Annotated in this window: 27 protein-coding genes and 1 tRNA gene; 16 read left to right on the forward strand and 12 right to left on the reverse strand. The window is 63.4% G+C overall.

Translation table 11 applies throughout. The features are described 5' to 3' along the window. Positions 1 to 205 precede the first annotated feature (205 nt). Positions 206 to 979 (forward strand): DUF2189 domain-containing protein, encoded by a 774-nt coding sequence (locus ACM42_RS33335; RefSeq protein ID WP_271532189.1) that lies wholly within the window; start codon positions 206 to 208, stop codon positions 977 to 979. A gap of 312 nt (positions 980 to 1,291) precedes the next feature. Continuing rightward, positions 1,292 to 1,468, forward strand: coding sequence for a hypothetical protein (locus ACM42_RS33340; protein ID WP_271532191.1), 177 nt, complete (start codon positions 1,292 to 1,294; stop codon positions 1,466 to 1,468). A gap of 18 nt (positions 1,469 to 1,486) precedes the next feature. On the opposite strand, the gene ACM42_RS33345 is transcribed toward ACM42_RS33340, so the two are convergent. Beyond that, a complete protein-coding gene (locus ACM42_RS33345) occupies positions 1,487 to 1,999 on the reverse strand; it encodes an SRPBCC family protein (RefSeq protein ID WP_271532193.1) in 513 nt (170 codons plus the stop codon). 28 nt (positions 2,000 to 2,027) lie between these two features. Continuing rightward, the gene (locus ACM42_RS33350) at positions 2,028 to 2,342 is read right to left on the reverse strand and encodes an ArsR/SmtB family transcription factor (RefSeq protein WP_028178721.1); all 315 of its coding nucleotides are present in this window, start codon (positions 2,340 to 2,342) and stop codon (positions 2,028 to 2,030) included. Between the two features lie 149 nt (positions 2,343 to 2,491). Between ACM42_RS33350 and ACM42_RS33355 the strand changes: the two genes are divergently transcribed. Further along, the gene (locus ACM42_RS33355) at positions 2,492 to 3,112 is read left to right on the forward strand and encodes a LysE family translocator (RefSeq protein WP_199751509.1); all 621 of its coding nucleotides are present in this window, start codon (positions 2,492 to 2,494) and stop codon (positions 3,110 to 3,112) included. 3 nt (positions 3,113 to 3,115) lie between these two features. Here the strand turns inward: ACM42_RS33355 and ACM42_RS33360 are convergent, their stop codons facing one another. Beyond that, positions 3,116 to 3,919 carry an N-formylglutamate amidohydrolase gene (locus ACM42_RS33360; RefSeq protein ID WP_271532195.1) on the reverse strand — a complete coding sequence of 268 codons (804 nt, stop codon included), beginning with the start codon at positions 3,917 to 3,919 and terminating at the stop codon, positions 3,116 to 3,118. Between the two features lie 76 nt (positions 3,920 to 3,995). Here ACM42_RS33360 and ACM42_RS33365 point away from each other — a divergent pair, with 76 nt between their 5' ends. After that, positions 3,996 to 4,394, forward strand: a complete 399-nt coding sequence (locus ACM42_RS33365) for a gamma-glutamylcyclotransferase family protein (RefSeq protein ID WP_271532290.1) — start codon at positions 3,996 to 3,998, stop codon at positions 4,392 to 4,394. Here ACM42_RS33365 and ACM42_RS33370 read toward each other — a convergent pair. Next, the gene (locus ACM42_RS33370; RefSeq protein WP_271532197.1) at positions 4,391 to 4,954 is read right to left on the reverse strand and encodes a chlorite dismutase family protein; all 564 of its coding nucleotides are present in this window, start codon (positions 4,952 to 4,954) and stop codon (positions 4,391 to 4,393) included. The two genes, ACM42_RS33365 and ACM42_RS33370, sit on opposite strands and share 4 nt — an antisense overlap. Positions 4,955 to 5,157: 203 nt before the next feature. Here ACM42_RS33370 and dnaG point away from each other — a divergent pair, with 203 nt between their 5' ends. Continuing rightward, positions 5,158 to 7,179: a DNA primase gene (gene dnaG / locus ACM42_RS33375; RefSeq protein ID WP_271532198.1), complete on the forward strand. Its 2,022-nt coding sequence runs from the start codon at positions 5,158 to 5,160 to the stop codon at positions 7,177 to 7,179. A 372-nt stretch (positions 7,180 to 7,551) separates the two neighbouring features. Continuing rightward, positions 7,552 to 9,696, forward strand: coding sequence for an RNA polymerase sigma factor RpoD (gene rpoD, locus ACM42_RS33380; RefSeq protein ID WP_271532200.1), 2,145 nt, complete (start codon positions 7,552 to 7,554; stop codon positions 9,694 to 9,696). A 108-nt stretch (positions 9,697 to 9,804) separates the two neighbouring features. Here rpoD and ACM42_RS33385 read toward each other — a convergent pair whose 3' ends face one another. From ACM42_RS33385 to ACM42_RS33395, 3 genes are all read right to left on the reverse strand, one after another. After that, the gene (locus ACM42_RS33385; RefSeq protein WP_271532201.1) at positions 9,805 to 10,041 is read right to left on the reverse strand and encodes a hypothetical protein; all 237 of its coding nucleotides are present in this window, start codon (positions 10,039 to 10,041) and stop codon (positions 9,805 to 9,807) included. 515 nt (positions 10,042 to 10,556) lie between these two features. Further along, positions 10,557 to 10,877, reverse strand: coding sequence for a hypothetical protein (locus ACM42_RS33390; protein WP_271532203.1), 321 nt, complete (start codon positions 10,875 to 10,877; stop codon positions 10,557 to 10,559). Positions 10,878 to 11,170: 293 nt separating this feature from the next. Next, positions 11,171 to 11,701 carry a hypothetical protein gene (locus ACM42_RS33395; RefSeq protein ID WP_271532205.1) on the reverse strand — a complete coding sequence of 177 codons (531 nt, stop codon included), beginning with the start codon at positions 11,699 to 11,701 and terminating at the stop codon, positions 11,171 to 11,173. A gap of 143 nt (positions 11,702 to 11,844) precedes the next feature. Here ACM42_RS33395 and ACM42_RS33400 point away from each other — a divergent pair, with 143 nt between their 5' ends. After that, the gene (locus ACM42_RS33400) at positions 11,845 to 12,651 is read left to right on the forward strand and encodes a lytic murein transglycosylase (protein WP_271532207.1); all 807 of its coding nucleotides are present in this window, start codon (positions 11,845 to 11,847) and stop codon (positions 12,649 to 12,651) included. A 146-nt stretch (positions 12,652 to 12,797) separates the two neighbouring features. Here the strand turns inward: ACM42_RS33400 and ACM42_RS33405 are convergent, their stop codons facing one another. Further along, positions 12,798 to 13,628, reverse strand: coding sequence for an SDR family NAD(P)-dependent oxidoreductase (locus tag ACM42_RS33405; protein ID WP_271532209.1), 831 nt, complete (start codon positions 13,626 to 13,628; stop codon positions 12,798 to 12,800). Between the two features lie 122 nt (positions 13,629 to 13,750). On the opposite strand from ACM42_RS33405, the gene ACM42_RS33410 reads away from it, so the two are divergent. The 4 genes from ACM42_RS33410 (at position 13,751) to ACM42_RS33425 (ending at position 17,420) form a co-directional block, all read left to right on the forward strand. Further along, positions 13,751 to 14,125 (forward strand): response regulator, encoded by a 375-nt coding sequence (locus tag ACM42_RS33410; RefSeq protein ID WP_271532211.1) that lies wholly within the window; start codon positions 13,751 to 13,753, stop codon positions 14,123 to 14,125. Between the two features lie 56 nt (positions 14,126 to 14,181). Continuing rightward, complete coding sequence (locus ACM42_RS33415) at positions 14,182 to 14,793, forward strand: LysE family translocator (RefSeq protein WP_028178482.1); 612 nt, start codon at positions 14,182 to 14,184, stop codon at positions 14,791 to 14,793. A 660-nt stretch (positions 14,794 to 15,453) separates the two neighbouring features. Next, entirely contained in the window at positions 15,454 to 16,662 is a 1,209-nt protein-coding gene (locus tag ACM42_RS33420; protein ID WP_271532213.1) for a GGDEF domain-containing protein, read from the forward strand. A gap of 131 nt (positions 16,663 to 16,793) precedes the next feature. Then, complete coding sequence (locus ACM42_RS33425; protein WP_271532215.1) at positions 16,794 to 17,420, forward strand: peptidoglycan recognition protein family protein; 627 nt, start codon at positions 16,794 to 16,796, stop codon at positions 17,418 to 17,420. Between the two features lie 210 nt (positions 17,421 to 17,630). Here ACM42_RS33425 and rpoH read toward each other — a convergent pair whose 3' ends face one another. Together rpoH and ACM42_RS33435 are read right to left on the reverse strand one after the other, a co-directional pair. Next, positions 17,631 to 18,530 carry an RNA polymerase sigma factor RpoH gene (rpoH, locus tag ACM42_RS33430; RefSeq protein ID WP_028178479.1) on the reverse strand — a complete coding sequence of 300 codons (900 nt, stop codon included), beginning with the start codon at positions 18,528 to 18,530 and terminating at the stop codon, positions 17,631 to 17,633. Positions 18,531 to 18,749: 219 nt separating this feature from the next. Then, positions 18,750 to 19,757, reverse strand: a complete 1,008-nt coding sequence (locus tag ACM42_RS33435) for an RluA family pseudouridine synthase (protein ID WP_271532217.1) — start codon at positions 19,755 to 19,757, stop codon at positions 18,750 to 18,752. Between ACM42_RS33435 and ACM42_RS33440 the strand changes: the two genes are divergently transcribed. Together ACM42_RS33440 and ACM42_RS33445 are read left to right on the forward strand one after the other, a co-directional pair. Continuing rightward, complete coding sequence (locus ACM42_RS33440) at positions 19,756 to 20,100, forward strand: hypothetical protein (RefSeq protein WP_028178477.1); 345 nt, start codon at positions 19,756 to 19,758, stop codon at positions 20,098 to 20,100. The genes ACM42_RS33435 and ACM42_RS33440 overlap by 2 nt on opposite strands. Before the next feature lie 57 nt (positions 20,101 to 20,157). Further along, a tRNA-Glu gene (locus tag ACM42_RS33445) sits at positions 20,158 to 20,232 on the forward strand. Between the two features lie 102 nt (positions 20,233 to 20,334). On the opposite strand, the gene ACM42_RS33450 is transcribed toward ACM42_RS33445, so the two are convergent. Together ACM42_RS33450 and ACM42_RS33455 are read right to left on the reverse strand one after the other, a co-directional pair. Then, positions 20,335 to 20,550: a hypothetical protein gene (locus ACM42_RS33450; protein WP_271532219.1), complete on the reverse strand. Its 216-nt coding sequence runs from the start codon at positions 20,548 to 20,550 to the stop codon at positions 20,335 to 20,337. Positions 20,551 to 20,873: 323 nt separating this feature from the next. Further along, positions 20,874 to 21,845, reverse strand: coding sequence for a DUF4238 domain-containing protein (locus ACM42_RS33455; protein WP_271532221.1), 972 nt, complete (start codon positions 21,843 to 21,845; stop codon positions 20,874 to 20,876). Between the two features lie 172 nt (positions 21,846 to 22,017). On the opposite strand from ACM42_RS33455, the gene ACM42_RS33460 reads away from it, so the two are divergent. The 3 genes from ACM42_RS33460 to ACM42_RS33470 all read left to right on the forward strand — a co-directional run bounded on the left by ACM42_RS33460 (position 22,018) and on the right by ACM42_RS33470 (position 24,889). Then, complete coding sequence (locus ACM42_RS33460; RefSeq protein WP_271532223.1) at positions 22,018 to 22,656, forward strand: hypothetical protein; 639 nt, start codon at positions 22,018 to 22,020, stop codon at positions 22,654 to 22,656. Positions 22,657 to 23,021: 365 nt separating this feature from the next. Continuing rightward, positions 23,022 to 23,831 (forward strand): hypothetical protein, encoded by an 810-nt coding sequence (locus ACM42_RS33465; protein ID WP_271532225.1) that lies wholly within the window; start codon positions 23,022 to 23,024, stop codon positions 23,829 to 23,831. Positions 23,832 to 24,034: 203 nt separating this feature from the next. Next, entirely contained in the window at positions 24,035 to 24,889 is an 855-nt protein-coding gene (locus ACM42_RS33470; RefSeq protein WP_271532227.1) for a restriction endonuclease, read from the forward strand. The last annotated feature ends 132 nt before the right edge of the window (positions 24,890 to 25,021 follow it).

Genomic DNA, 25,021 nt, shown 5'->3' on the forward strand with positions numbered 1-25,021 from the left:
GGAGGTACAATTTGAGGCACGATCATCTGCCCCGTCCATGGTCATCGGCGCGAATATCGCACCAAAGGCTAAAGATTTCGCAGCGATCATTGTCGCGTCGCCGCTCTCTTCGCGCCGGCCGGCATCAAGTTGCGCCTCCGCGCGGCGGCGCTAATATCGCCGCAAGCGCGCAACGAATAATCGCGCCGGTTTGCGGAGGAAGCTGATGTCCATCTCGGGCAAGGTCGATCCGGTGGTGCGTCCCGTGGCGGCGACCGACATCGCCGAGGCGCTGGTCGAAGGCCTGCGCGACTTCCAGGCGCTGCCTCTTTACGGTCTCTGCTTCGGCGCGCTCTACGCCGCCGGCGGCATCGCCATCGTGCTCTGCCTCACCGCCTTCGGCATGGTCTATCTGGTCTATCCCCTTGCCGCGGGTTTTGCGCTGATCGGGCCGTTCGTGGCGATCGGCCTCTACGAAATCAGCCGCCGCCGCGAGCGCGGCGAGCCGGTCTCGTTCGGTGCGATCTGGTCGGCGATCCGTTCGCGCAGCGAGATCGGCTGGATGGCCTTCGTGACGCTGTTCGTGTTCGTGGTCTGGATGTACCAGGTGCGGCTCCTGATCGCGCTGCTGCTCGGCCTCAATGCCTCGTTCTCGAGCTTGCAGGAATTCATGACGGTGGTGTTGACGACCAACGAGGGCCTGCTGTTCCTTGGCATCGGCAACGCGGTCGGTGCCGTGCTGTCGTTGATCCTGTTCTCGCTGACCGTGGTGTCGTTCCCGCTGCTGCTCGATCGCGACGTTGATTTCGTCACGGCCATGGTGACGAGCGTACGTGCCGTCGTCGCGAGCCCGCTGCCGATGATCTCGTGGGCCGCGGTGATCGTGATGCTGCTGATCGTCTCGGCGCTGCCCTACTTTCTCGGGCTGATCGTGACGCTGCCGGTGCTTGGGCATGCGACCTGGCATCTCTACCGGCGGCTGGTGGCGCCGGTCGCCTGAGAGGGAGCCGGTCGCACCGGTCAGGCGCTCACCCGCGTGCGGGCGAGAAATCGATAGCTAATTGCCGTAAATGCGCGCACGGTGCGGCAACGTTCGAAAGGCCTGTCGCTTCCGCGTACACGTAGCTCCTCGACTGTGCGCGGGCGACCTGAGATGGCTCATTCCCCGCACCGGCTGAGCGAGCACATCGCGACGCCGTAGGGGCGGTCGTTTTGTGCATTGCCCGTTTTGGCGGGTGAACGGGCGCCTGCTGCATTGCCTGAAACGTCACCGCGGTTCGATTTGAGGTCGAACGCCAACCGAAAGCACCAGATGCAAGTTCTCTCTCCACGGCAGGTCAAGACAGAAGAAGCGCTCCGGCTCGGCGTTGAGTCGGGTTGGTACGCGATCAAGGTCAGCGGGACCTTTGTCTCGGGCCCGCACGATTCGGAAGCGGATTGCCGTCGCAAGATCGACGAGATCCACCCGCCGCTGAACAAGAAGCGATGAGGAGGCGGGGGCCGGCCGCTACGGTATCTTGATCCCCATCGCCTTCAATGCTTCCAGCATCTTTACTGGCGGCGACATCTTGATCTGCGGCGCCTTGCCCGTCTCCAGCAGGCTCTTCAGCCCCGACAGGATCGCGGGCCAACCGGTGCGGCCGCCTGAGAGGATGTCTTCGCTGAGTTCACGATCATGACGCTGGCTCAGGGTGAGGCGGACGGCCTCGCCGGCGGGCTCGATCTCGTAGGTGACGAGCGTGGTGCCGAGTTTCTCGACGAGGTCGGGCCAGTTGACGTTCCAGGTCACCGTCAGCTTCTTGGGCGGATCGTATTCGAATACTTTGCCCGAGATGTGCTCCGATCCGTCCGGCGCGCGCACGATGAACGTGCCGCCGAGCCTGGGCTCCATCTCCACCGCGAACCCGGAAAAGTACTCCCGGCTGAACTCGGCCGACGTCAGGGCCTGCCACACCTGCTCCGGCGTGGAGGCGATGTAGATTGTGTAGACTGTGAGCGGCTTGAACTGGTCGAGATCCATCGCGCATCAAATCCTTCGTTGAGCAGGCCTATTCCTCGCGCTTCTCCAACTGACGCTTCAATTCGCTGAGTGCAGCGAGCTTGCCGCGTTCGAATTTCTTGATCCAGCGTTCGCCGATCTGATGGATGGGCACGGGGTTGAGGTAGTGCAGCTTCTCGCGGCCATGTCTGATGGTCGTGACCAGATTGGCCTTCTCCAGAATGACAAGGTGCTTGGCAACGGCCTGACGCGTCATCGCGAGGCCCTCGCAGAGTTCGTTCAGTGTCTGGCCGTTCCTGGCGTGAAGCCTGTCCAGCAGCGACCGTCGCGACCCATCGGCGAGCGCTCTGAAGACTTCATCCATGGCTGCGCAAGATAGGCAACTGAATGGTTTCATGTCAAGATGCCGTTCTCGGCATGCCTGATCGGCTACGAGCGGGGAGAGGAACGGGCCAGCTTCCGTTCCCGCCTCCGCCATGCATTAATGCGCACAAACCGCAGCGAGTCCTTCCCATGATGTCCATGCAAGCCTATCTCGCCTTCGTCGCCGCCTGTATTGCGCTGGCGCTGCTGCCGGGGCCGATCGTCACCCTCGTCATCGCCAACGGGCTGCGCCACGGCACGCGCGCGGCGCTCACCAACGTCGCCGGCGCGCAAGCGGGCCTTGCCATCGTGATCGGCATCGTCGCGGTCGGCCTGACCTCGCTGATGGCAACCATGGGCTATTGGTTCGACTGGGTGCGCTTTGCCGGCGCCGCCTATCTGATCTGGCTCGGTATCAGGCTGATCTGGGCGCCGGTCGAGGGCGTCGATCTCGAGGCGCCGCCACCGCCGCCGCGCGGCGGCTTCTTCCTGCAGGGATTCCTGGTGCTGCTGTCGAACCCCAAGGTGCTGGTGTTCTTCGGCGCCTTCATTCCGCAGTTCATGGACATGAACCAGCCGCACTTTCCGCAAGTCGCGCTGCTGGGCGCCACCTTCATGGTGACGGCGGTAATGACCGATGCGCTCTATGCCATCGCCGCCGGCCGCGCCCGAAAATTCTTCTCGGCGCGCCGCACGCGGATGATGTCGCGCATCTCCGGCGGCTTCATGATCGGCGGCGGCATCTGGCTGGCGCTGACACGGGCGAAGTGAGCATCACGCCATTCCGTCCTTGCGCAGCGTTGCTGCGATCTCGCGCAGGATCCGCGCCAGCCGCTCGGCCCATTGCTGCTGGCCGGTCTCGTCGGAGATCAGGTCCTGGCGGATTTCGATGCCGGTGTTGATCAGCCCGCGCGCCTCGCCGTGGACGGGGATGGTGTAGTCGGTGACGTCGCTCACCGCATAAGGCTGGTTGTCGCCGACGACGAGGTCGCTCTCGCCCCGCAGCTGCTGCAGCATCAGCCGCGGCAGCACAGTGTCGCGGTGATAGAGCGTGCCGATGTGCCAGGGCCGCGGATCGCCGTGATAGATCGGCGTGAAGCTGTGCAACGCCACCAGCACCGTCGGCTTGCCCGCCCGCCCGCGCGCATCGATCGCCGCGCCGATCCGGCCGTGATAGGGATCGAAGATCTCGCGCCGGCGCATCTCCTTGGCCGCGGCCGATAGATCTTCATTGCCGGGGATCGCGGTCGCCTCGGAGGTCAAGGGGATCGAGCTCGCGGCGTCCGGAGGGCGATTGCAGTCGATAACGAGGCGCGAATAGCGCTGCGCGATCAGATGCGCATCCAGCATGCGCGCGAGCCGCTCGGCGACACCGGCGATGCCGACGTCCCAGGCGATGTGCCTGACAAGCTCGCTATCCGCGAGGCCGAGATCGCCGAGCGCGCGCGGCAGCACCCGTCCGTAATGATCCGCGGTGAGCAGGAAGGGCGATGCGCCAGCCGCATTCACCTCATGCACGGGCGGAATGTCGCCCTCGCCGAGCAGTTGGTCGGTCGCCTCGGCTATGTCCAAAGCCATCCTGATTTGCCTATGGAAGAACAACGTGTGTAAACGGATTAACGGTATCGCGCCGTCCTCGCAACGTTGGAACACCATGGGCTCCGATCGTCTCTTCGTCTACGGCACCCTGATGCGCGGCTTCGACCATCCGATGGCGCGGTTGCTCGCGGGCCATGCGGATTTTCTGGGTGAGGTGACCTGCCGCGGCCGGCTCGTTCTGGTGAAGCACTATCCGGGATTGCTGCTCTCCGACGCGCCGACCGACCTCGTTCACGGCGAGCTCTTCCGCCTGCGCGTGCCCGACGAGCTCCTGCGCGAGCTCGACATGTACGAGGCCTGCGGCGAGGGGTTTCCAGAGCCGACCGAATATTTGCGCCAGTTGGTCGATGTGACGCGCGCCGACGGCGCCACCGAGAAGGCCTGGACCTACGTCTACAACTGGTCCGTCACCGGTCTGCCGCGCATCGAGTCCGGGCGCTTCCTCGAGCACTAGGCCGACAGCACTTCCTTCACCATGCGCACGTCGACCTCGCGCTCGACATAGGTCCACTCCTCGGTCTGCCTGAGCATTGCCACCAGCTCCTCGAACAGTGCGGCGTGCGCGGGAGCGAATTCGAACCAGGTCAGAAAGTCGAAGGGGCCGCCGAGGTCGCGGCAGTGATAGAGCTGGCGCGCAATCGCAGGCAGGAAGCGCAGGCTGCTGGCGATGTGATGCGACTTGTCCTCGAAGATCCTGCGGCGCTCTTCTTGCGTCAGCTCCCACCAGGCTTGGGACTTGCGGATCGGGATCAGCGCGGCGCTCGTTGCCTCTAACCGGCCGAGACCGGCCTGCACGGCCACGAGTTGCTGCTTCTCGGGGCGCTCCGTGTAGCGCAAGCTGCTCTCAACACCCACCAGCCGCCACGCATTGCGCGAGGGCACCAGCGGCAACGAGACGGCATCGCTGTCGGTGACCGACAGCGCCGGCACGAAGGGCAGGGGCTCGCCCGTCACGGGCGAAATCGAGGTCACACGCCAGCCCCCGCTCTGGCCGCCTCGAAAGGTCCTGAACATGGGGGTATGGAAGCGTGGAACCGGGCGCGGTTCAAGAGTTCTTGTCATTCCGGGTGACGGAGCGTGCCCGAATGACGGACCAAGGGCCCCTGTGCATAGGTCGAATAACCCGGATAAGCCGGACAAACCTGACTTTCGAGCAGGCCGTACCTATATCCCTGATCCTTCGCCCGACTCACCCGGTTTCGCGCTACACACAGTCCATGCGCTTCACGCCCCAGTTCCTCGACGAGCTTCGTGCCCGGCTTTCGGTCTCCGAAGTCGTGGGCAAGCGCGTCAAGTTGAAGAAGGCGGGGCGGGAGTGGAAGGGGCTGTCGCCGTTCCAGCAGGAGAAGACGCCGTCCTTCTACGTCAACGACCAGAAGGGTTTTTACCACGACTTCTCCTCCGGCAAGCACGGCGACATCATCACCTTCGTGATGGAGACCGACGGTCTGCCGTTCGCCGAGGCCGTCGAGCGGCTCGCCAACATGGCGGGCCTGCCGCTGCCGGCGGTGACTCCTGATGCGGCGCGGCACGAGCAGCGGCGCAAGTCGCTGCATGACGTCATGGATCTCGCGGCAAAATTCTTCGCGGAGACGCTGGCCTCGCGTCTCGGCGCCAAGGCGCGCGGCTACCTTGCCGACCGCGCCATCTCGCCGGCGACGCAATTGCAGTTCCGCCTCGGCTACGCCCCGCCCGACCGCTTCGCGCTGAAAGAGCATCTCGGCAAGCTCGGCGTCTCCGTCGACGACATGGTCGAGACCGGCCTGTTGATCGGCGGTGACGATATCCCCGTGCCGTACGACCGCTTCCGCGATCGCGTGATGTTTCCGATCACGGATCTGCGCGGCCGCGTCATCGCCTTCGGCGGACGCGCGCTGGAGAAGGACGTTCCGGCAAAATACCTGAACTCGCCGGAGACGCCGCTCTTCCACAAGGGCGACAATCTCTACAACCACCAGACCGCGCGCAAAGCCACGCATGACGGCAGCGCTCTGATCGTGGTCGAAGGCTATGTCGACGTCATCGCCATGGTCACTGCCGGCTTTGCCGGAGCGGTCGCGCCGCTCGGCACCGCGCTCACCGAGAGCCAGCTCGCACTGCTCTGGAAGATGGCGGACGAGCCGATCCTCTGCTTCGACGGCGACCGCGCCGGACAGAAGGCGGCCTACCGTGCCGCCGATCTCGCGCTGCCGTTCCTCAGCCCCGGCAAGAGCCTTCGCTTTGCGCTGCTGCCTGAGGGGCAGGACCCCGACGATCTCGTGCGCTCCGGCGGGCGCGGCGCGATCGAGGAGGTGATCGGGGCGGCGCGGCCGCTTGCCGACATGATCTGGTCGCGCGAGCTCGAAGGCGGCAATTTCGCCACGCCCGAACGTCGCGCCGCGCTGGAAGCGCGCATCAAGGAGCTCACGAACGGCATCCGTGACGAGGTGGTGCGGCGCTATTATCGCGATGAGTTCGTCGAGCGGCTGCAGCGCACCTTCGCGCCCGAAGGTGGGCGCGGCTTTGGCGGCCGGGGCAATTTCCGCTCCGGCGGCGGCCGGCCGTTCCAGCCGCGGGCAGGGGGAAGTGCGAATCGATTCGGCGGCCAGGGGTTTGGCGGCCAGGGATTTGGCGGCGGCCGCCGCGGCGTCCCCGGCCCGACCCCGATCCCGTCCGGCCCCTACCAGGCGGCGAGCCCCCAGCTGGCGGCAAGCCCGATCATGAAGGGCCAGCGCAGCGCCATGTCCCGCCGGGAAGCCCTCATCCTGCAATGCCTGATCAACCACCCCTGGCTGCTGCATGAGCACCTCGAGGAGGTCGCCGCCCTGGAACTCGCCCATCCCGAGGCCCACAAGCTCCGGGCCGGCATCATCGCCGCCTTCGCCAACGACCACCACCACTTGCCGGAGCCCGGCGAGCTGGCCGAAAAGATGCGTAGCGATCTCGAACGGGGTGGATTTTCCCAAGCTCTTCAAAGGGTTGAGAATGGTATCACGACCCAGGCGGTGTGGGGGGCCCGCGAAGGCGCGGCGCGGGATGACGTTCTTGCGACCTGGCACCAACTCGTTGTCTTGCATCGGCAATGGCATTCACTACTTAGGGAGCTGAAGGACGCCGAGCTGGCCTTGGGGGAGGATCCCAGCGAGGCCAATTTGGCATGGCTGCTTGACGTCAAGGCTCGGATGGCCGAGGTCGACGGCACCGAGGCCCTGATCGAGGGTTTTGGCGAATTGTCGGGCCGGCTTCAGAAGAGCGTATGAAAGAATCATGCGGACGGCCGGGGCCGGAACCGCTAAAAGACTCGCCAAATCCAAGGTTTGGCGGCAGAAACAGGGTTAATCGAGGCTTAACGGTCTTGTAGCACTTTGGCCCAGAGGCGGCCGCAGGCAGAACAGACGCGTCAGGAATGAATCCGCGCAATCGCTGTTGGCACTACACCTGCATCCGCCGCGACAAAGAGGCTGACGAAGCGTTAGGCAATTCCGGCGAGAGAAAGTTGGGGGTGGCGAGAGGTTTGTGCGCCGCCCTTTCCGTGTCGAGAGCTGCCGAAGCGAGAGCGTCGAGCAACAGGTTCAAGTGAATTCAGGCAGGCGCGGCGGGCGTCTCGCATGAAGCGCGTTTAGGAGCAATGGATGGCCACCAAGGCAAAGACGCTGCAGGCGAAGGACAAGGAAAAGGACGACAAGGCAGCGGACGCGCCGGAGAAGGACTCCCAGGACGCGCCCTCGCCCTTGCTCGACCTGTCCGACGCCGCCGTGAAGAAGATGATCAAGCAGGCCAAGAAGCGCGGCTTCGTGACCTTCGATCAGCTCAACGAAGTCTTGCCGTCCGACCAGACCTCGCCCGAACAGATCGAGGACATCATGTCGATGCTCTCGGACATGGGCATCAACGTCACCGAAGCCGACGACACCGAAGGCGAGGAGGAGAAGGACGAGGGCGACGACGAGACCGATAACGAGCTCGTCGAGGTCACCCAGAAGGCCGTCACCGAGGTCAAGAAGAGCGAGCCGGGCGAGCGCACCGACGATCCCGTGCGCATGTATCTGCGCGAGATGGGCACGGTCGAGCTGCTCTCCCGCGAAGGCGAAATCGCGATCGCCAAGCGCATCGAGGCCGGCCGCGAGGCGATGATCGCAGGGCTGTGCGAAAGCCCGCTGACCTTCCAGGCCATCATCATCTGGCGCGACGAGCTCAACGAAGGCAAGATCTTCCTCCGCGACATCATCGATCTCGAAGCGACTTATGCCGGCCCGGACGCCAAGGGCGGCATGAACACCGCGATGATCGCAGGTCCGAGCGGCGAGGCCGGCGAAGCTTCGGCTGAGGGCGGCGAGGCCGCCGCCGTCTCCACCGCTGCGCCCGCGCATGTGGCGCCGCCTGCGGCGCCGCCGGCGCCGACCCCGTTCCGTGCCGCGCCTGCCGCCGCTGGCGCCGAGGCCGGCGAGGAGAAGGATCCGGGCGAGGCCGCCGCCGAAGCCGACATGGACGACGACGAGTTCGAGAACCAGATGTCGCTCGCGGCGATCGAGGCCGAGCTCAAGCCGAAGGTGGTCGAGATCTTCGACAAGATCGCCGACAGCTACAAGAAGCTGCGCAAACTTCAGGAGCAGGACATCCAGAACCAGCTCCAGAACGAGTCGCTCTCGCCGCACCAGGAGCGCAAGTACAAGAAGCTGAAGGACGAGATCATCGTCGAGGTGAAGTCGCTGCGCCTCAACCAGGCCCGCATCGACTCGCTCGTCGAGCAGCTCTACGACATCAACAAGCGCCTCGTCTCGCATGAGGGCCGCCTGATGCGCCTTGCCGACAGCCACGGCGTCGCGCGCGAGGACTTTTTGCGCAACTACACCGGATCAGAGCTCGATCCGCGCTGGCTCAACCGCGTCTCGAAACTTTCCGCAAAAGGCTGGAAGAATTTCGTCCATCACGAGAAGGACCGCATCAAGGACCTTCGCCACGAGGTGCATCAGCTCGCCGCGCTCACCGGCCTCGAGATCGTCGAGTTCCGCAAGATCGTGCACTCCGTGCAGAAGGGCGAGCGCGAGGCCCGTCAGGCCAAGAAGGAGATGGTGGAAGCCAACCTCCGTCTCGTGATCTCGATCGCCAAGAAGTACACCAATCGCGGCCTGCAGTTCCTCGACCTGATCCAGGAAGGCAACATCGGCCTGATGAAGGCGGTCGACAAGTTCGAGTACCGCCGCGGCTACAAGTTCTCCACCTACGCCACGTGGTGGATCCGGCAGGCGATCACCCGCAGCATCGCCGACCAGGCCCGTACCATCCGCATCCCGGTGCACATGATCGAGACGATCAACAAGATCGTGCGCACGTCCCGCCAGATGCTCAACGAGATCGGCCGCGAGCCGACGCCAGAAGAGCTCGCCGAAAAGCTCGGCATGCCCCTGGAGAAGGTCCGCAAGGTCCTCAAGATCGCCAAGGAGCCGCTGTCGCTGGAGACGCCCGTCGGTGACGAGGAGGATTCACATCTCGGCGATTTCATCGAGGACAAGAACGCGATCCTGCCGATCGACGCCGCGATCCAGTCCAACCTGCGCGAAACCACGACGCGCGTGCTGGCGTCCCTGACGCCGCGCGAAGAACGCGTCCTGCGCATGCGCTTCGGCATCGGCATGAACACCGACCACACGCTGGAAGAAGTCGGCCAGCAGTTCAGCGTGACGCGCGAACGCATCCGCCAGATCGAAGCGAAGGCGCTGCGCAAGCTGAAGCATCCGTCGCGGTCGCGGAAGCTGCGGTCGTTCCTGGACAACTAATTCGGATCGCCTGGGCTCGATCCGGGCATCCATCCAAACGAAAACGGCGGGCCGAAAGCCCGCCGTTTTTGTTTGTGCTGGAGTTTCGAGTATCACGCGTCCACCGCGCTATTTCTTCTTCGCCCCGACCCGCTCGAGCCGTTTGATCTCTAGTGGCGGGCGGCCGCTCTTCTCGGCGATCTCGCGGTCCTGCTCCATGATGAAGCCGCGGGCGGGTTCGTCGCCGTCGAGGCCGCCGAGGAGTTCGGCGGGCACGCGGCGATTGGAGCGTTGGGAATCGTCTTCATAGACGACGTTGAAGAAGGCGAATTCGCCTTTGGGATTGGTTCCGGGTTTCTTGGCCATGGCGGCTTTTCGTCGATAGCCGCGCCGCAGTCAAATGACTTTGGCGGTGATCGACCACCGCCGTGACCGAACGCGGCAGGCTTGACGAGGCTGTGAAGGTACTTGATGCGGGGAGGAGCCAGAGATCCGCTGCGACCCTTCGAGGAGACTTTCGCCTCCAATAAACGGCGGGCCCGAAGCCCGCCGTTTATCTTGGTCTTCACCGTCGCCCGGGGCTGGCAGGGCGACAACTTAAAATAGAAGACTATAGAAGGCGCGCTGCGATGGCAAGGCAAATCGTGGTGGTGTCGATGTCGCAGCGAGCGCATCAGATATGCGTTTGTTCCGATGTGCGACGTGGCCATACATCGAGACAGTGCTTCGGACTGCCAAATCACTTTGTTCATCTCGCTTGCTCTTGCGACGCTGCGAGAGCGACGCGCTCGGTAGGAAAGTGCGTTTGCCTGCACGTATTCCCGTCTGCGTGCTCTGTGATCGCAAAAGCAAAGCCGGTGCCATCCTTCCCAGCGCGTATCTCAATGCGTGTGTGTGCGCTGCGTCAACACCTGCACGGCGAGCCGCGACCCGTGCCCGCCGCTCTTGTCGGCGTCCTCCTTGCGCCCCTGCGCCATGATCGCGCTGCCCATCGCGGCCGATCCGAAGGTGATGAGGAAGGAGGCGAGCAGCAGGAGAAGCGCCACGCCGGGCGCGCGGTCGGCGAAGATCAGCTCGCGCAGATGTCCGGGATTGAGCCAGAGCAGGCCGCCGACCAGCAGCGCGGCGGCGCAGGCGCCGATCGCGAGGTTGATGGCGAGCAGGCGGAACAGCGGAATGCGGAGGAGGGCGGGGATCGGCATAGCTGATGGCCTCGTGCGGGCTCAACGCATCGACTGACTGCGCGGCGCAAGTAGAGATATCATAATGCCAACTCTCTCATCCGTCATTCCAGGGCGCGCGAAACGCGAGCTATGGTGCGCAATTGCGCACCTGAGAATCCATTCATCGACCGTCTCTGCCGCCCGATAGATTCTGGGTTCGCGCTACGCGCGCCCCGGAATGACCAAAGGAGGGTGTGGCGCGACCACTCATCTCGTACAGCTGCGTCTCGACCTTTGGAACTCGATCGTTCGGAAACCCGCCGCCGTCCGTCTCATGCCGCCGGCGCGACCCGGTTGCCCGCCTCGCTTGCCTGCGCCGCCTGTTGGCGCTCCATCATGGTCTGCCACAGCGTTGCGATGCTCGCCTGCGTCTGCGGCGCGATCAGGCAGTGCCCCTCATTGTCGAAGCCGCAGAACCGCACCGTCGGGTCCTTCTTCACCTCGGTCAGCGCCTGGTTGATCATCTCGAGGCATGTCATCACCTGTCCGACGTCCTGCAGGCGCGTGTGATGCAGGATGTCCATCAGGCGGAACGTCATCACCGCGGGGCGGCCGAAGCTGATGCCGGGGCGGCCGAGCTCGAACAGCACGTTCACCGCAGGAAGTACGCCGCGGATGTGCTCGAGCACGCCGGCCATCTCTTCCACGCTGCAGGCGACGAGATGGGCCGCCTGTGGTGGCGGCGCGGCCTCCGGTGTCCGTGGCGCAAGCCCGAGTGTGGCGATCACCTCCTGCTCGATCCATTGCCGCACCGGAGCGGGGGCATTGCGGATCTGCTCAGCGGTCAAGGTGATTCCGGTCATGTGCCGTTCTCCTGTTTGCCTCAATCTAGAAAGCACGGCGTGAGATGGATTGATGCGGATCAAGCCTGCCGCTTTGACCCTCGCTGCGTTCCCGGGCATGATCGCGAGCTGCTTCGCGCAAGGAATTTGGGGAACTGCCGCACATGCTGAGACCGCTTCTCGCCGCCGCCTTCGTCGTTTGTCTGGCCGGCGGGTCGGCGCAGGCCGCCCGCTGCGGCGGCGATTTCGACAGTTTTGTCGCCAGCATGGCGCAGGAAGCGCAGGCCGCCGGCGTCTCGGCGGGCGTGACCAATGCGGCGCTCGGCGGCGTGACCCAGGACGCTGCTGTGCTCGCCTTCGACCGGCGCCAGCGCTACACCTTTAAGAAGAGCTTCGAGCAGTACGTCTCGACCCGTGTCGGTCCCGGCCGCATCAATGGCGGCCGCGCGATGCTCCAGCGTCACGCCGCGCTGCTCTCCCGCATCGAGCAGCAGTTCGGCGTGCCCCGCTATATCTTGGTCGCGATCTGGGGGCTGGAGAGCGATTTCGGCAAGGGCGACACCGGCAAGCTGCCGGTGATCCGCACGCTGGCGACGCTCGCGCATGATTGCCGCCGCACCGACCTGTTCCAGGGCGAGCTGCTCGCTGCGCTCAAGATCGTGCAGCGCGGCGACCTGCCGCTGCGCGACCTCATCGGCGCCTATGCCGGCGAGATCGGCCAGACCCAGTTCCTGCCGTCGTCCTACATCAAGTACGGCGTCGATTTCGACGGCGACGGCCATGTCGATCTCCGCCACAGCGTCCCCGACGTGCTCGCCTCGACCGCGAACCTACTGCACACCAGCGGCTTCAAGATGGGCCAGCCTTATGATGAAGGCACGCCGAATTTCGAGGCGATGAGGGAGTGGAACAGGGCGGTGGTCTATCGCAAGACGATCGGGTATTTCGCGGATCGGCTGGCGGGGCAGTGAGGGGCCACATATACGGTGTCATCGCCCGGCTTGACCGGGCGATCCAGTACTCCGAGGCGGTTGTGGTTCAATCGATAAGACTCGGCGTACCCCGCTTTCGCAGGGAATGACAGTGGAGTGTGAGGCGACGCCGTCCCGTGCCCAGCTCACGTCCCCTTCGCCATCTTCTCCAGTCGCCGCTGCAGCGGCGCCCAGTACGTTCCCGGGCGGAAGCGTTGCAACAGGTCCATGAAGCGGGCGTCGTTGCCGATCAGGATGCGGGGCTCGTTGTTCTCGATGCCCCTGATGATGCGCAGCGCGGCATCCATCGGCGTGGTCTTCGCTGCGTTCTCGAACCGCTCGATCGATTGCGCGCGGCGGGCATTGTCGGTGACGCCGACCCCGGTGCGCGCGTTGTGCGCGATCGCGGTGGCGACGCCGCCGGGATGGACCACCGACAGCTTCACCGGGCTTCCTGCCGCCGAAAGCTCATGCCGCAGGCTCTCGGAGAAGCCGCGCACGGCGAACTTTGCCGCCGCATAGGCCGCTTGCCCCGGCGGCGCGATGATGCCGAAGATCGAGGAGAGGTTGACGATGTGCGCCTCTGGCCTCGTCTTCAGATGCGGCAGGAAGGCGCGCGTGCCGTGCACCACGCCCCAGAAATTGATGTCGAACAACCAGTCCATCTGCGCCTGGTCGATCTCCTCGAACGAGCCCATCAGCGCCACGCCGGCATTGTTGACGACGATGCCGAGGGTGGGATGCGCGGTGGTCGCTTCGCTTGCGAACTGCGCGATGTCGGCGGGCTCGCCGACGTCGACGCGATGCACGCTGACCTTGCGCGTTGTTTCGATCTCCGCCGCGAGCGCCTTCAATCCGGCCTCGTCGCGATCGGCCAGCGCGAGATCGCAGCCGCGCTGCGCCAGCTCGATGGCCAGCGCCCTGCCGATGCCGCTCGCCGCTCCCGTGATGGCGGCCGCGCCCCGAATCGTCGTCATGAATTCCCCCGTCAAGTCCCCCGATCGTGGAACTATGAGTTACTTTTTTTTGAAATGAAACCGAACCGTTGCCGGCCTCGGTTTTTAACATGCGTTGTGGAGGCATGCATTGGGAGCCGCCGATGGGACAAGCAAAGCCGTTTCGCGCGACCGCGCTGATCGTTGAAGACGACGTCATGCAGCGGGAGATGCTCTGCGTTCTCCTGGAAGAGAGCGGCTACCAGGTCATCCAGTGCGAAAGCGCGGAGGCCGCCGAGCGCGTCCTCGACAAGAGCGCCGGCGCGCTCTGTCTGATGCTGACCGACGTCCAGCTTGCCGGCCGCATGAACGGCGTCGAGCTCGCGCACGTCGCCAAGCACCGCAATCCGAACCTCGACGTCGTCGTCACCTCCGGCCGCCCCTTGAAGCAGCCCTTGCCCGATGGCGCCAAGTTCTGGGCCAAACCCTGGGCGCCGCTCGACGTGCTGCGCGAGGCGGAGATCGCTCAGCTGTCCTGACGGCTGCCCCCGCGGGCACGCTTTCTCACCGCGAGCCGCGGTGATAAGGTCCGCCCATGACCTTGTCCTTCCTGCTCACCTCGCTCATCGTCGTCGCATCGCCAGGCACCGGCGTGCTCTACACGCTCGCCTCGGCGCTGACTCGCGGCTCGCGGGCCAGCATGGCGGCCGCCTTCGGCTGCACGCTCGGCATCGTGCCGCATATGGTGGCGGCGATGCTCGGCCTTGCCGCCGTGCTCCACACCAGCGCGCTCGCCTTCGCCGTGCTGAAATGGTGCGGCGTCGCCTATCTGCTCTACATGTCCTGGCAGGCGCTGCGCGAGACGGGGACGCTCGCGGTTGACGGCGAGATCAAGGAGCGGTCGAGCGGCCGCGTCATCGTCACCGGCTTCCTGATCAACATCCTCAATCCGAAACTGTCGATCTTCTTCCTCGCCTTCCTGCCGCAGTTCATCGCGGCGGACGAGGCCCATGTGCTGGCGCGCATGCTGGAATTGAGCGGCGCCTTCATGGCGATGACGTTCGCGGTGTTCGTCCTCTATGGCCTCTGCGCCGCCTCGGTGCGCGAGCGCGTCATCTCCCGCCCCCGCGTCATGGCCTGGCTGCGGCGGAGCTTCGCCGCAGGATTTGCCGCGCTCGGCGCCAAGCTCGCGTTTTCGGAGCGGTAGGTTCTTCGTCACGTCTCGAAAGGTCGTCATGCCCGGGCTTGTCCAGGGCAACGCGCCTCGAACACTCACCCAATAAAAAAGCGGGCCTTGCGCCCGCCACCTTCAAACCCACCCGATCCGACCAGACGCCCGGGCGGAGCGAGACTCCACCCGGGCAAAGAAACAGAAGCCTCGTTACTTCTTCTTCGCCTTCTTGGCCTTTTTCGCCTTCTTCTTCGCCGCCTTCTTCGCTTTCTTAGCCATAGTATCCTCTCAAGGGTTTAATGGTGGAACGCGACACGAGGGATGCTCGGCGGAGGGCCAGCCTCGCAACATCCTCGATGACAAACTCAGCAGATTCGGAGCCGGCTGCCCCGCTCTGTCATATCTCCGTCACTGCGTTATCCACAGCTCAGATGCATCTTCGGGTGAGTTTTGGCCGCGAATCCGCCTCGCCGCGCTCCCGCGGCGCGGCCCGCTCCTCCGCAGCAAGGTTTGATTAACGATGCCGCAATCCGTTCGCGGATTCATCAATCCAAAACCAATGCCCGACTTTGCGCGATTGCGGTGAGACTCCATTAAGCGCGCCGCGCACATGATCGCCCGCAAGAACACGGGGGCGGGTATGTACGGGCAGTTGCCAAACGAAGAGGGCGGGACCATGCGCGTCCTGCAGTCGCCATGCTGAGCGTGCCGACACTCTGGACCGTCATCGTCATCAACTTCCTGGCGCTGGGCCTGGTCTGGGCCTATGTGGCGCGCGCCTATCCCAAGTTCGAGGCGGCGCGGTACTGGACGGCGGCGGCGGTGCTGGCTGCAGCAGGCGCGGCGATATCGATGCTGCGTGACGTGATGGATCCGCGCTTTCCGCTGATCGGCGGCGGCGGCCTGATGATCTTCTCCTCTTGGCTCGCCTGCATGGGGGTGATCCGGTTCTATCACCGGCCGGTGTCCTGGCCGGCGGCGATCGCCCATTCGCTGCTCTGCAGCGCCGGCCTCGCCTTCTTCCTGGTCGTCGCCGACGACATGCCGATGCGGGTCGTGATCTACTCGCTGGCGCAATCGACGCCGATCCTGCTGACGCTGCCGCTGCTGCTCGGTGAGCAGAACGGGCGGGAAAATCCCGGTGCTCGCCTCGCTGCGATCGTGGGATTGCTGCTCCTGTCCATCCACGTCGTCCGCTCCGGCGCGGCGCTGCTCGGCTATGGGGGCGCCATCACCGCGATCAATTTCAACGGCCTGCAGGCCGTGATGATTCTGCTCCTGGTGTTCCTGGCCATGGGTTGGAATTTCGCCTGTCTGCTGATGGCGATCGAGCGGCTGCGCAACGAGGTTGCCGACCTCGCACTGCTCGACGATCTCACCGGCGTCGCCAACCGCCGGCATCTGCTGCAGCGCCTGACCGAGGAATGCGCCCGCTCGGAGCGCAGTGGCGCGCCGTTCTCGCTGCTGCTGATCGATCTCGACGGGTTCAAGACCATCAACGACACCCATGGCCATGCCGCCGGCGATGCCTGCCTGAAGCACTTCACCCTGATGGCGCAGACGCGCCTCCGGCCCGGCGACATGCTCGCCCGCACCGGCGGCGACGAGTTCTGCATCGTGCTGCCGTCCTCGTCCCTGCGCGAGGCTGCCGCGATCGCCCGCCGCGTGATCGAGGTCTGCCGTCAGGATGCCGCCAGCTGCACCGGCAGCGACATTCCGATCGCGATCTCGATCGGGGTCGCGCAGTGGGACCGCGACATCGGGGAATTCCCGGATCGCCTGATGGCCAATGCCGACCATGCCCTCTATGCCGCCAAGAAGAACGGCAAGAACGATTTCGCGATCCATGATCCCGCCCCGCCGCTTTCGCCGGAGTTGATCGAGGCGTTGAGGAAATTCGCGTAAAGCCCGCCAAGGCGCGACGCGATCAGGAATCGCCATCGCGCTTAAGGTTGTTGTTTGAGCATGATCTTTCCGGAAAACCGCTGCACACTTTTCCGGATCATGCTGTAGGCTTCGGCCGCATTGGACCTCGCATGATGATGTTTCGCCGGCCCGCGGCCGTTTTCGCCGCTCTCCTTCTGATCACTCCTGCCGCCGCCACCGACGCCGAGCTCGCAAAGCTCGCGCGCACCTCCGGCACGCCCGACATTCCCGGCTTGAAGATCGTCTGGCTGGCGCCATGGGGCGACGTCCGCAACGCCAAGCCATGGCGCAACATCATGGTGCACCAGACCGAGGGACCTGCGGGCTCGGCGCGCGGCGGCGCGCAAGCGCAGGCGAAGAACCCGACACGGCGCGGCGTCACGGTGTGGGTCGAGACCGACGGCACGGTCTATTGGGCGGTCGCCGAGAATCTGGTGCCGACCCACGGCGACGGTGCCAACCGCAACGACAACAAGTACATCGACAACAGCTCGACCTATCGCCAGGTGGTGCGCGACAACTCGATCGGCGTCGAGTTCGCCGGCAACTATCCCGACGTGACAAGGGGCCCGACCGAAGCACAGGTCGCGGCGTGGAAGATCCTCGTGCAGGTGCTGCGCGCGCGCTACGGCATCCCGCTCGATCGCGTCTACGCGCACAACTGGATCGACTACAAGGACGCGCGCTATTGCGAAGGGTGCACGCTCGCGACGATGGCAAGGGAATGGGGGGAGTGAGACGGCGTCCTTCCGGGCTCGCGCCAAAAGGCGCGCCTCGGAATGACGGGAGCAGCTGCACCGCCCGGGTCAAGCCGGGGCATGACGCTGAAGCTTGAGTTGAGGCTCATCGCTCGAGCAGGTCTCGTGCATGCCAACAAAAAAGCCGGCGTTGCCGCCGGCTTTTCGTCTCTTTCGATCCGCCAATCTGTCTCCGCGGCGAAAGCCCGCTTAATGCGCGGCTTCCAGTGCGGCCTGTTCCTGCCTTGCGATCGTGCCCTTGACCGCGGACTGCACCTTCTCGAAGGCGCGCACCTCGATCTGGCGGACGCGCTCGCGCGACACGCCGAACTCGGCAGCAAGGTCTTCCAGCGTCATCGGCTCATCGGCGAGGCGGCGCGCCTCGAAGATGCGACGTTCGCGCGGGTTGAGCACGCCCATCGCGCCGTTCAGCGCGTCACGGCGGTGATCATACTCCTCGTGCTCCGCCATCAGGGCTTCCTGGTTGGGCGTGTTGTCGACCAGCCAGTCCTGCCATTCGCCGGCTTCGCCGTCGTCGCGGATCGGAGCGTTGAGCGACGCGTCGCCACCGAGGCGGCGGTTCATGTCGATCACGTCCTGATCGGTGACGCCGAGGCGCTTGGCAATCATCTTCACCTGGTCGGGGCGGAGATCGCCTTCGTCCAGCGCGTTGATCTTGCTCTTCGCCTTGCGCAGGTTGAAGAACAGCTTCTTCTGGTTCGCGGTGGTGCCCATCTTCACGAGCGACCAGGAACGCAGGATGTACTCTTGAATCGACGCCTTGATCCACCACATGGCGTAGGTGGCGAGACGGAACCCCTTCTCGGGTTCGAAACGCTTCACCGCCTGCATCAGGCCGACATTGCCTTCCGAGACGACCTCGGAGATCGGCAGGCCGTAGCCGCGATAGCCCATGGCGATCTTGGCCACGAGCCGGAGGTGGCTGGTGACGAGTTGGTGCGCCGCGTCGCGATCGTCATGCTCGCGCCAACGCTTGGCGAGCATGTATTCCTGCTGGGGCTCCAGCATCGGAAACTTGCGGATCTCGGCGAGGTAGCGAGAAAGGCCGGATTCTCCATTGAGGACCGGCAAAGCAGCGGTACGGGCCATAGTGCGCCCTCCAAAAAGGTTCAGGCCCCCGATAGCGGCGGGCCAGGCAGACGACCGCTGTGTTAAAGCCGGCCGTAGCTGCGATGTTCCGCGTTGGTCATTTCAACGCAGGCGCAATATACCTCATCGGGGGTCGAAAAGGGAAGGATTGCTGACGTCACGTCCCCGTGTGGCAGCTATAACTTTTTGTAATGTAAAGGCTTTCTGAAGCGGCCTGCGTCATAGCGCCGCTTTGAGGGCGCGTTCGAGGAGAAGCAAATCCTCCGGCAGAGCCGCCTCCCAGTGGAGTAATTCTCCTGTTCTCGGGTGCTGCAATACCAGTAGGTAAGCATGTAAGGCCTGCCGCCCCAGCGCTGCCAAAGCGGCCTGCGCCTCAAGGCCGAGCTGGTTGGCCTTGGTCTTGAAATGCGGGCCATAGACGGCATCGCCCATCAGGGGGTGGCCGATATGAGCGAGGTGGACGCGGATCTGATGGGTGCGGCCGGTCTCGAGCTCGCAGGCGAGCAGGGCGGCGACGGGCTTGCCGTCGCGCCCCGCAAAGCTGTCCAGGATCTCCCAATGCGTCACCGCCTCGCGGCCGCCCTGGCGCACCGCCATCTTCTCGCGCGCATGCGGGTGGCGGTCGATCGGCGCGTCCACCGTGCCGCGATGCCGGTTCGGCACCCCCCAGGCGAAGGCCTTGTAGCCGCGCCGCATCTCGCCGGTGCGGCCGTGGTCGGCGAATTGGGCCGATAGCGAGGCATGTGCGAGGTCGTTCTTAGCGACCACCATCAGCCCCGTCGTGTCCTTGTCGAGCCGGTGCACAATGCCGGGCCGGCGCACCCCGCCGATGCCCGACAGCGAGGCGCCGCAATGGGCGATCAGCGCGTTGACCAGGGTGCCGGTCTCGTGCCCGGCCGCGGGGTGCACCACCAGCCCTTTCGGCTTGTTGATGACGATGATGTCGTCGTCCTCGAACACGATATCGAGGGCGATCTCCTCCCCTTTGGGCTCGGCGGGCGCCGCCTCCGGCACGTCGATTATGATCGTATCGCCGGGATTGACGTGATAAGCGGGGTCGCGGACCGCGGAGGCCTTCAGGTGCACTGCGCCCGCCAGGATCAGGGCCTTCAGCCTCGATCGCGACAGCTCCGGCCGACGCGCCGCCAGCACGCGGTCGAGCCGGGCCGAGCCCTCGTCGCCGGCGACCACGACCTCCAACCTTTGCGCAGACCCAGAGCTTTCCATGACGACGTCTGATACCGCTGTTCCCGAACCGACCCCCGAGCAGGCCGCGCTGTTCGCGCGGGTGCGGCGGATGATGCTGATCGCGGGGTTGACCACGGCGCTGGCGATCTGCGCCGTGTTGATCGCGGTGGGCTACCGCCTTTTCAAGTCGGAGGGAAGGGCGCCCGAACCGGTGGGCGACGTCACGGCCACTCTGCCGAAGGGCGCCAGGATCGTCGCGACCGGCGTCGCCGGGGACCGGCTCGTGGTCACGCTGGACGTCGGCGGCATCACCGAGATCCGCACCTTCGACGCCCACACCCTGAAGCCGGCCGGAAAGCTGAAATTTGCCAACGAGCCGTAAAAGGCCCGTCGGGGTCCTTGCAGCGGACAAATTTCGAGGTTATTGGCTAGCCCTCACGCTCCCTTCGTCTAGCGGTTAGGACGCGGCCCTCTCAAGGCTGAAACAGGGGTTCGATTCCCCTAGGGAGCGCCATGCTGTACTACGATATTATACGATGCGGCCTCGTCAGGCAGCGCTGCACCGCCCCACCTCTTAACTTTGTCGATTGCAACTGGAAGAAGCGCGAAGCGAAGTTTATTTCTCTGCTAGGGGATTTTGTCGAGTTCTAGATGTTGGCGGCTGCGGTGGAGTACGAAAATCTTTGATGATGTTGCGGATGAAGGTCAGGATCACTTGCAGTAATTTTGGTGATTGCAACGCGAGGACAATGGCAACAGACGTTGATAGCCCGACCGATCCGGCTGCTCTCAAAATCTCTAAAACTGCATTTGCGTCAAAACCGCTGCTCATCGCTATAACCTCGCGATGATCATGGCAGGCAATTTGGAATTTGATTAAAATCGCCCCTCTCGTCGTCCTCTAAGCTTCTGATATAGCTTGTAAAAATCGGACGGGTCGTCACCAAAAATCTCAACCGGCAAACGTTAACGGCGTTAACACCTAAAAGTTAATGACGGCCTTCAGCACTCAGTTGCCGGACAAAGGAAGCCAGCAGTTAGTCGGAGGGGCCTAGGGGCAATTCAACTGCGTCCAATGTTCACGAGAAAGCAACAATGAGCAAGCAAAGGCACCCACTGCTTCACCATCGGTAACTGCAGACAGCTCGCCTACACTCACTCCTCCTCCCCACGGTGCAACAAGAAGCGCTTGTCGGTGATGAGCCTCGAGGCCTTCTGCAATGGCTCATCGGGCTGCATGGCGTAATGGAAGTTCTGATCGCGCGCGTACACCTGTGCCTCCGCCAGCGCGATTACGCCGCCGTTGACGCCCGCAACGCTCTCCTCCGATACATCAACGTCGCCGTTCTTCAATTCGAACGCTCCCACCAGCGCTAGCCGCGGCGAGATGGTGAACCGTATCTCAGTCCCCCGAAGCCCCAGTCCAGGAGAGTAGAAGCCGCCGCGCCGCTTTGGGTCGGTCCAAAAGAGGCAGAATGGGTGGTCAGAGGTGATGAAGCCGCCGGAGTTTTCGGGCGCTCGAAGCAAGATCCACCCGCGCTGGAATATCAGCGGCAGGATCTTGTCGAAGACCCGCATCTCCTGGCCGACCTGGAAGGTGTTGTCGAGTGTCAGCTCGTACTGCCCGCCTTCCACAAACCGCTTCATCTCCTCATAAGAGGTCTTGTTGCTCTCCGGCAGTCCACCAGCCTCCCTCACTTTTTTGACCTGGCTCTCGTACATCTCCTTCGAGGACAGCACCTGATCCATGATGAGCCGTGCGACCTGTTCGTGGCCGGAGCGTATGGTCTCTCGGAGGCGAGGATTACGCATCGCGGTCAGGCCGACAAGGTTGAGCAGAAATGCGCGGTCCTCTTCATTGGCGAGCGAGCGGGCGACCACGACGCGTTGGAGCGCGTCGGCAAGCTCGGTCTCGAAGCCGGACATCGACTTTTCGAACGCGTCCGCGTCCATGCCCTCGACGTCGATGGCGTTGAAGTCGCGCTGCGCAGCGACGTTGTCGATGCCGGCCTTGTAGACCTTCTTGCGCTCACGGTCGAATACGGTGAGCTGCGGGATCTTCTTGTGAGATACCGAGAAGAGCTTCAGATAACACTGAGGTACATAATGGTGTTTACGCGCCGCCATGGCACGTGGCTCCAGCCGAGTCGGTGAGTGAGGGCAGCGTGTATAGCTCGTCCCACGGGAAATCGCTATCTCGGGTCACCTGGGTGCCATCACCGGCTCGGTCAATGACTATACGGTTCATATGGGTCAGATTTCACGGTAAGTAGAGCCCCGCCGTCGGTGTGAGATGCTTGTGGCATCTCCGATCGCGAAAAAGAACCGCCGGCTTGATTATCTCACGCTCTATCTCCGCCTGGAGGATTTGATGGCGAAGCCAGTTAAAGACCCAACCGAGGACAAATACGTCCAACAATTTCAAAAGCACCTAGCGGAGGTCGACCCGTTCATTTTGGTGGTGCTCAAAAGCCATCTCATCATGGAGAGTGTGGTCGATAACGTCATCCGGCTGATATTCTTCCACCCGGATATCCTGCTCGATGCCCGGATGAACTTCTTCCATAAGGTCGAGATCCTGCGCGCCTACGCGCTGCGCGAGGATGAGATGTCCATCTGGCAGCTCATGCACGCGATAGCGGAACTACGGAATGAGATCGCGCATAATCTCGAGCCCAAGAAGCGCGAGTCGCGGATAGCGAAAGTCCGCAAGCTGTACCTGTCCGAGGCCTCGCCCGAGCATGCGAAGGAGCACAAGGACGCCGAGGACGGGGAGATCGTCATCTACGCGAGCAGCCTATGCACCGGCTTCCTCGGTGAGTTCGAGAAGGATATCGGCTCGCTACGCGGCATGATCGACAAGATCGCCGATGCGAACGTACCCCGCAACCCCGACGGTTCGCTCAAGAAGAAATCGAAAAAGGGGTTCGACGCCTAAAGGTCGTGGGAGAGGGGGCCGTAGGACCGGTCTCACATGTACTTTAGGTGGGTGGTAGAAGCTATCGGACGCGCCCTCAGTCGTGTTCGACTGGCTACCTTTGCCGCCGCGTACCGTTAGCGCTGCAGGGTCGTGCTTCCGCATCAATACTCCGAGCTTCCACGTGCGCTTCGGCGCCCATGAACGGTACTGCGTGCGGCCACAACTGCGATTGATGCGGCGACCGCGTAGACGCTTCGGGTAATGCAGCGCGTGAACGTGGTTCTCCGCTTCTCTCTTCTTTATAACTACTCGGACCGCCCGAATCCTGGGGTGACGGCAACCGTTGGTGGTATTAAAGTGCCAATGGGTACGGGGGAAAGTGAATGGCACACCTTGCACAGACCTATGTGCATCTGCGGCCGTATGAGCTGAATGCCGAGACGATCCAGCGCCTGGGAGCGGCGATACAGGAGAGCGCGGAATTCGCGGCGCTCGAATTCTATCGGGGCGGCGTCACGATCGATGTCGACCTAGAGGAAGGTTCGGCGAAGTTCTGGATAACGGTCCTTGGGGCGCTCGAGATAGCGCATATGGCGTACGGGACCATCGCCGATTACAAGGGATTCAAGGAAAGCATTGGGGAGATGGTGCAGGACGCGCGCTCGTTCGGCGATTTTATGATCGAAGCAACGAAGCAACAATCCAAGGCGACCGACAAGCAGGTATTCCGCACCGAGCGGCGGCTTCAGACGCCTGGCAAGATCAAACGAGTGACGGAGAAGCTCGAGAAGCTCCAGGGGGCAGGCCTCAACGCCAAGCAGATGAATGAACAGCTTGAGGCCGCGATTCATGACATCCAGCAAATAGAGAAGGACCTCACGGAGGAAGAGCAAAAGGGCTTCCACACCTTGATGCTGCACTTCGAGAACCTGCCGCCATTGAAACCCGCGCCGCCGGCTCAGCAGGAAATCACCCCGTCGCCGGTCGCGATCAGACCCTACCTCGAAAGTGTGAGTCCGAGCAGGGCTCTTGTCTCAGGAGTAGCGTTGCCGCTGCGGGATGTTCCGTTTCGCCTTACAGAATCTGGCGCCCGAAAAGAGCCGCTCGCTCTTCGAAGCAGCAAGTACGTGCCTCCGATCGACGATGATGGCGGCCCCGAGAAGGGGAACGATATCCAGCCGATAACGAGCTAGAGCCAGGCAAGGATCGCCTTCTAGAAGCTGTGCGAGATGAGGTAGTTCATCGCGATAGTCACGATGATAGTAACGGCTCCGGTTGTCGAGCAATCGGGAGACGGAATAGTACGACACCGTGGCTGAGCGTCCGTTGCCACGGCCACCCATGAAAAGGCAATCAAGCCTGACGCATAAATTGTACCACACGGCAGGGGTCGGCAATGTCAGACAAAGACGATGATGACTTCGACAGGGAGGCCTCTTACGAGGGCGTCTTCCCTATGAACCTGCCTCCAGGTCTGGATGGCGTCGAGATCATAGAGATCGAGATGAACCCGGACATTATTAAGGAGATGACCGTCATAACGAAGAACGCGGAGAACAAGACAATGGTCCGCGTCTTCATGTCGCCAAACCTGACCGCCGATGAACGCAAGGCGATCTTGGCGAAAGAGATCGAGCATATCCAGGACCGGCCATTCTATGCAGGCGACACGTCACAGCAGCTCGACGACTTCTTTAAAGCGCTCGAAGCGCCAATACGAAGCGAGACTAAAGAAAAGCCGGTGCTCACGCTCTCGGGCATCCTCATCCCTGAAAGCCGCGTGCCGCACGGCGTGCTCGTTAAGTCAGTATCGGTGCTCTGGTCTGAGGTCGTCGCTAACATCGACGTCGATTGGGCGCGTGCCTTCGAGATCCCGCCTCACGTCTGGGAAGAGATTATCGCGGGCGCATTCCACAAGGATGGCTACGATAAGGTCACACTGACGCCGCGCTCCGGCGACCACGGCAGAGACGTCATTGCTATCAAGAGCGGCGTCGGGTGCGTGAAGATCATCGGCTCGGTGAAAGCCTACAAGCCCGGCCACCTCGTGAAGCACGACGACGTGCGCGCCCTCCTGGGAGTGCTGAGCGGAGAGCAAGATGCCTCGAAGGGCATTATTACAACGACATCGGGCTTTGCCCCGAAGATCGCCACTGATCCATTCATCAAGCCGTTCCTGCCCACGCGCCTAGAGCTATTGGACGGTCCCAAGCTGAAGCACTGGTTATCCAATTTGCTCAACCGGCGTTAGAGAAGCTTCAGGTGCTTCGCTAGCCTAGTCTGGGACTCGCCATCAACGACGCAGAGGGTGCTCGCCGTGCACGGCTTGCCGTTGCCCTTCTGCCATTCCTTCGCACCGAACGCTTTGGCGAAAGCCGCTGCC

Source organism: Bradyrhizobium sp. CCBAU 25338, assembly GCF_028128965.1.
GTDB lineage: Bacteria > Pseudomonadota > Alphaproteobacteria > Rhizobiales > Xanthobacteraceae > Bradyrhizobium > Bradyrhizobium liaoningense.

What these genes read in the sequence shown, in the direction of transcription:
- ACM42_RS33415 (WP_028178482.1), top strand. Translation starts at nt 14,182, where the DNA reads ATGACCTTGTCCTTCCTGCTCACCTCGCTCATCGTCGTCGCATCGCCA.
- ACM42_RS33400 (WP_271532207.1), top strand. Translation starts at nt 11,845, where the DNA reads ATGCTGAGACCGCTTCTCGCCGCCGCCTTCGTCGTTTGTCTGGCCGGC.
- ACM42_RS33345 (WP_271532193.1), bottom strand. Translation starts at nt 1,999, where the DNA reads ATGGATCTCGACCAGTTCAAGCCGCTCACAGTCTACACAATCTACATC.
- ACM42_RS33465 (WP_271532225.1), top strand. Translation starts at nt 23,022, where the DNA reads ATGGCACACCTTGCACAGACCTATGTGCATCTGCGGCCGTATGAGCTG.
- ACM42_RS33365 (WP_271532290.1), top strand. Translation starts at nt 3,996, where the DNA reads ATGGGCTCCGATCGTCTCTTCGTCTACGGCACCCTGATGCGCGGCTTC.
- ACM42_RS33335 (WP_271532189.1), top strand. Translation starts at nt 206, where the DNA reads ATGTCCATCTCGGGCAAGGTCGATCCGGTGGTGCGTCCCGTGGCGGCG.
- ACM42_RS33360 (WP_271532195.1), bottom strand. Translation starts at nt 3,919, where the DNA reads ATGGCTTTGGACATAGCCGAGGCGACCGACCAACTGCTCGGCGAGGGC.
- ACM42_RS33390 (WP_271532203.1), bottom strand. Translation starts at nt 10,877, where the DNA reads ATGCCGATCCCCGCCCTCCTCCGCATTCCGCTGTTCCGCCTGCTCGCC.
- ACM42_RS33450 (WP_271532219.1), bottom strand. Translation starts at nt 20,550, where the DNA reads ATGAGCAGCGGTTTTGACGCAAATGCAGTTTTAGAGATTTTGAGAGCA.
- ACM42_RS33340 (WP_271532191.1), top strand. Translation starts at nt 1,292, where the DNA reads ATGCAAGTTCTCTCTCCACGGCAGGTCAAGACAGAAGAAGCGCTCCGG.
- ACM42_RS33455 (WP_271532221.1), bottom strand. Translation starts at nt 21,845, where the DNA reads ATGGCGGCGCGTAAACACCATTATGTACCTCAGTGTTATCTGAAGCTC.
- ACM42_RS33410 (WP_271532211.1), top strand. Translation starts at nt 13,751, where the DNA reads ATGGGACAAGCAAAGCCGTTTCGCGCGACCGCGCTGATCGTTGAAGAC.
- ACM42_RS33470 (WP_271532227.1), top strand. Translation starts at nt 24,035, where the DNA reads ATGTCAGACAAAGACGATGATGACTTCGACAGGGAGGCCTCTTACGAG.
- ACM42_RS33355 (WP_199751509.1), top strand. Translation starts at nt 2,492, where the DNA reads ATGATGTCCATGCAAGCCTATCTCGCCTTCGTCGCCGCCTGTATTGCG.
- ACM42_RS33435 (WP_271532217.1), bottom strand. Translation starts at nt 19,757, where the DNA reads ATGGAAAGCTCTGGGTCTGCGCAAAGGTTGGAGGTCGTGGTCGCCGGC.
- ACM42_RS33425 (WP_271532215.1), top strand. Translation starts at nt 16,794, where the DNA reads ATGATGATGTTTCGCCGGCCCGCGGCCGTTTTCGCCGCTCTCCTTCTG.
- dnaG (WP_271532198.1), top strand. Translation starts at nt 5,158, where the DNA reads ATGCGCTTCACGCCCCAGTTCCTCGACGAGCTTCGTGCCCGGCTTTCG.
- ACM42_RS33350 (WP_028178721.1), bottom strand. Translation starts at nt 2,342, where the DNA reads ATGGATGAAGTCTTCAGAGCGCTCGCCGATGGGTCGCGACGGTCGCTG.
- rpoD (WP_271532200.1), top strand. Translation starts at nt 7,552, where the DNA reads ATGGCCACCAAGGCAAAGACGCTGCAGGCGAAGGACAAGGAAAAGGAC.
- ACM42_RS33440 (WP_028178477.1), top strand. Translation starts at nt 19,756, where the DNA reads ATGACGACGTCTGATACCGCTGTTCCCGAACCGACCCCCGAGCAGGCC.
- rpoH (WP_028178479.1), bottom strand. Translation starts at nt 18,530, where the DNA reads ATGGCCCGTACCGCTGCTTTGCCGGTCCTCAATGGAGAATCCGGCCTT.
- ACM42_RS33420 (WP_271532213.1), top strand. Translation starts at nt 15,454, where the DNA reads ATGCTGAGCGTGCCGACACTCTGGACCGTCATCGTCATCAACTTCCTG.
- ACM42_RS33385 (WP_271532201.1), bottom strand. Translation starts at nt 10,041, where the DNA reads ATGGCCAAGAAACCCGGAACCAATCCCAAAGGCGAATTCGCCTTCTTC.
- ACM42_RS33405 (WP_271532209.1), bottom strand. Translation starts at nt 13,628, where the DNA reads ATGACGACGATTCGGGGCGCGGCCGCCATCACGGGAGCGGCGAGCGGC.
- ACM42_RS33395 (WP_271532205.1), bottom strand. Translation starts at nt 11,701, where the DNA reads ATGACCGGAATCACCTTGACCGCTGAGCAGATCCGCAATGCCCCCGCT.
- ACM42_RS33370 (WP_271532197.1), bottom strand. Translation starts at nt 4,954, where the DNA reads ATGTTCAGGACCTTTCGAGGCGGCCAGAGCGGGGGCTGGCGTGTGACC.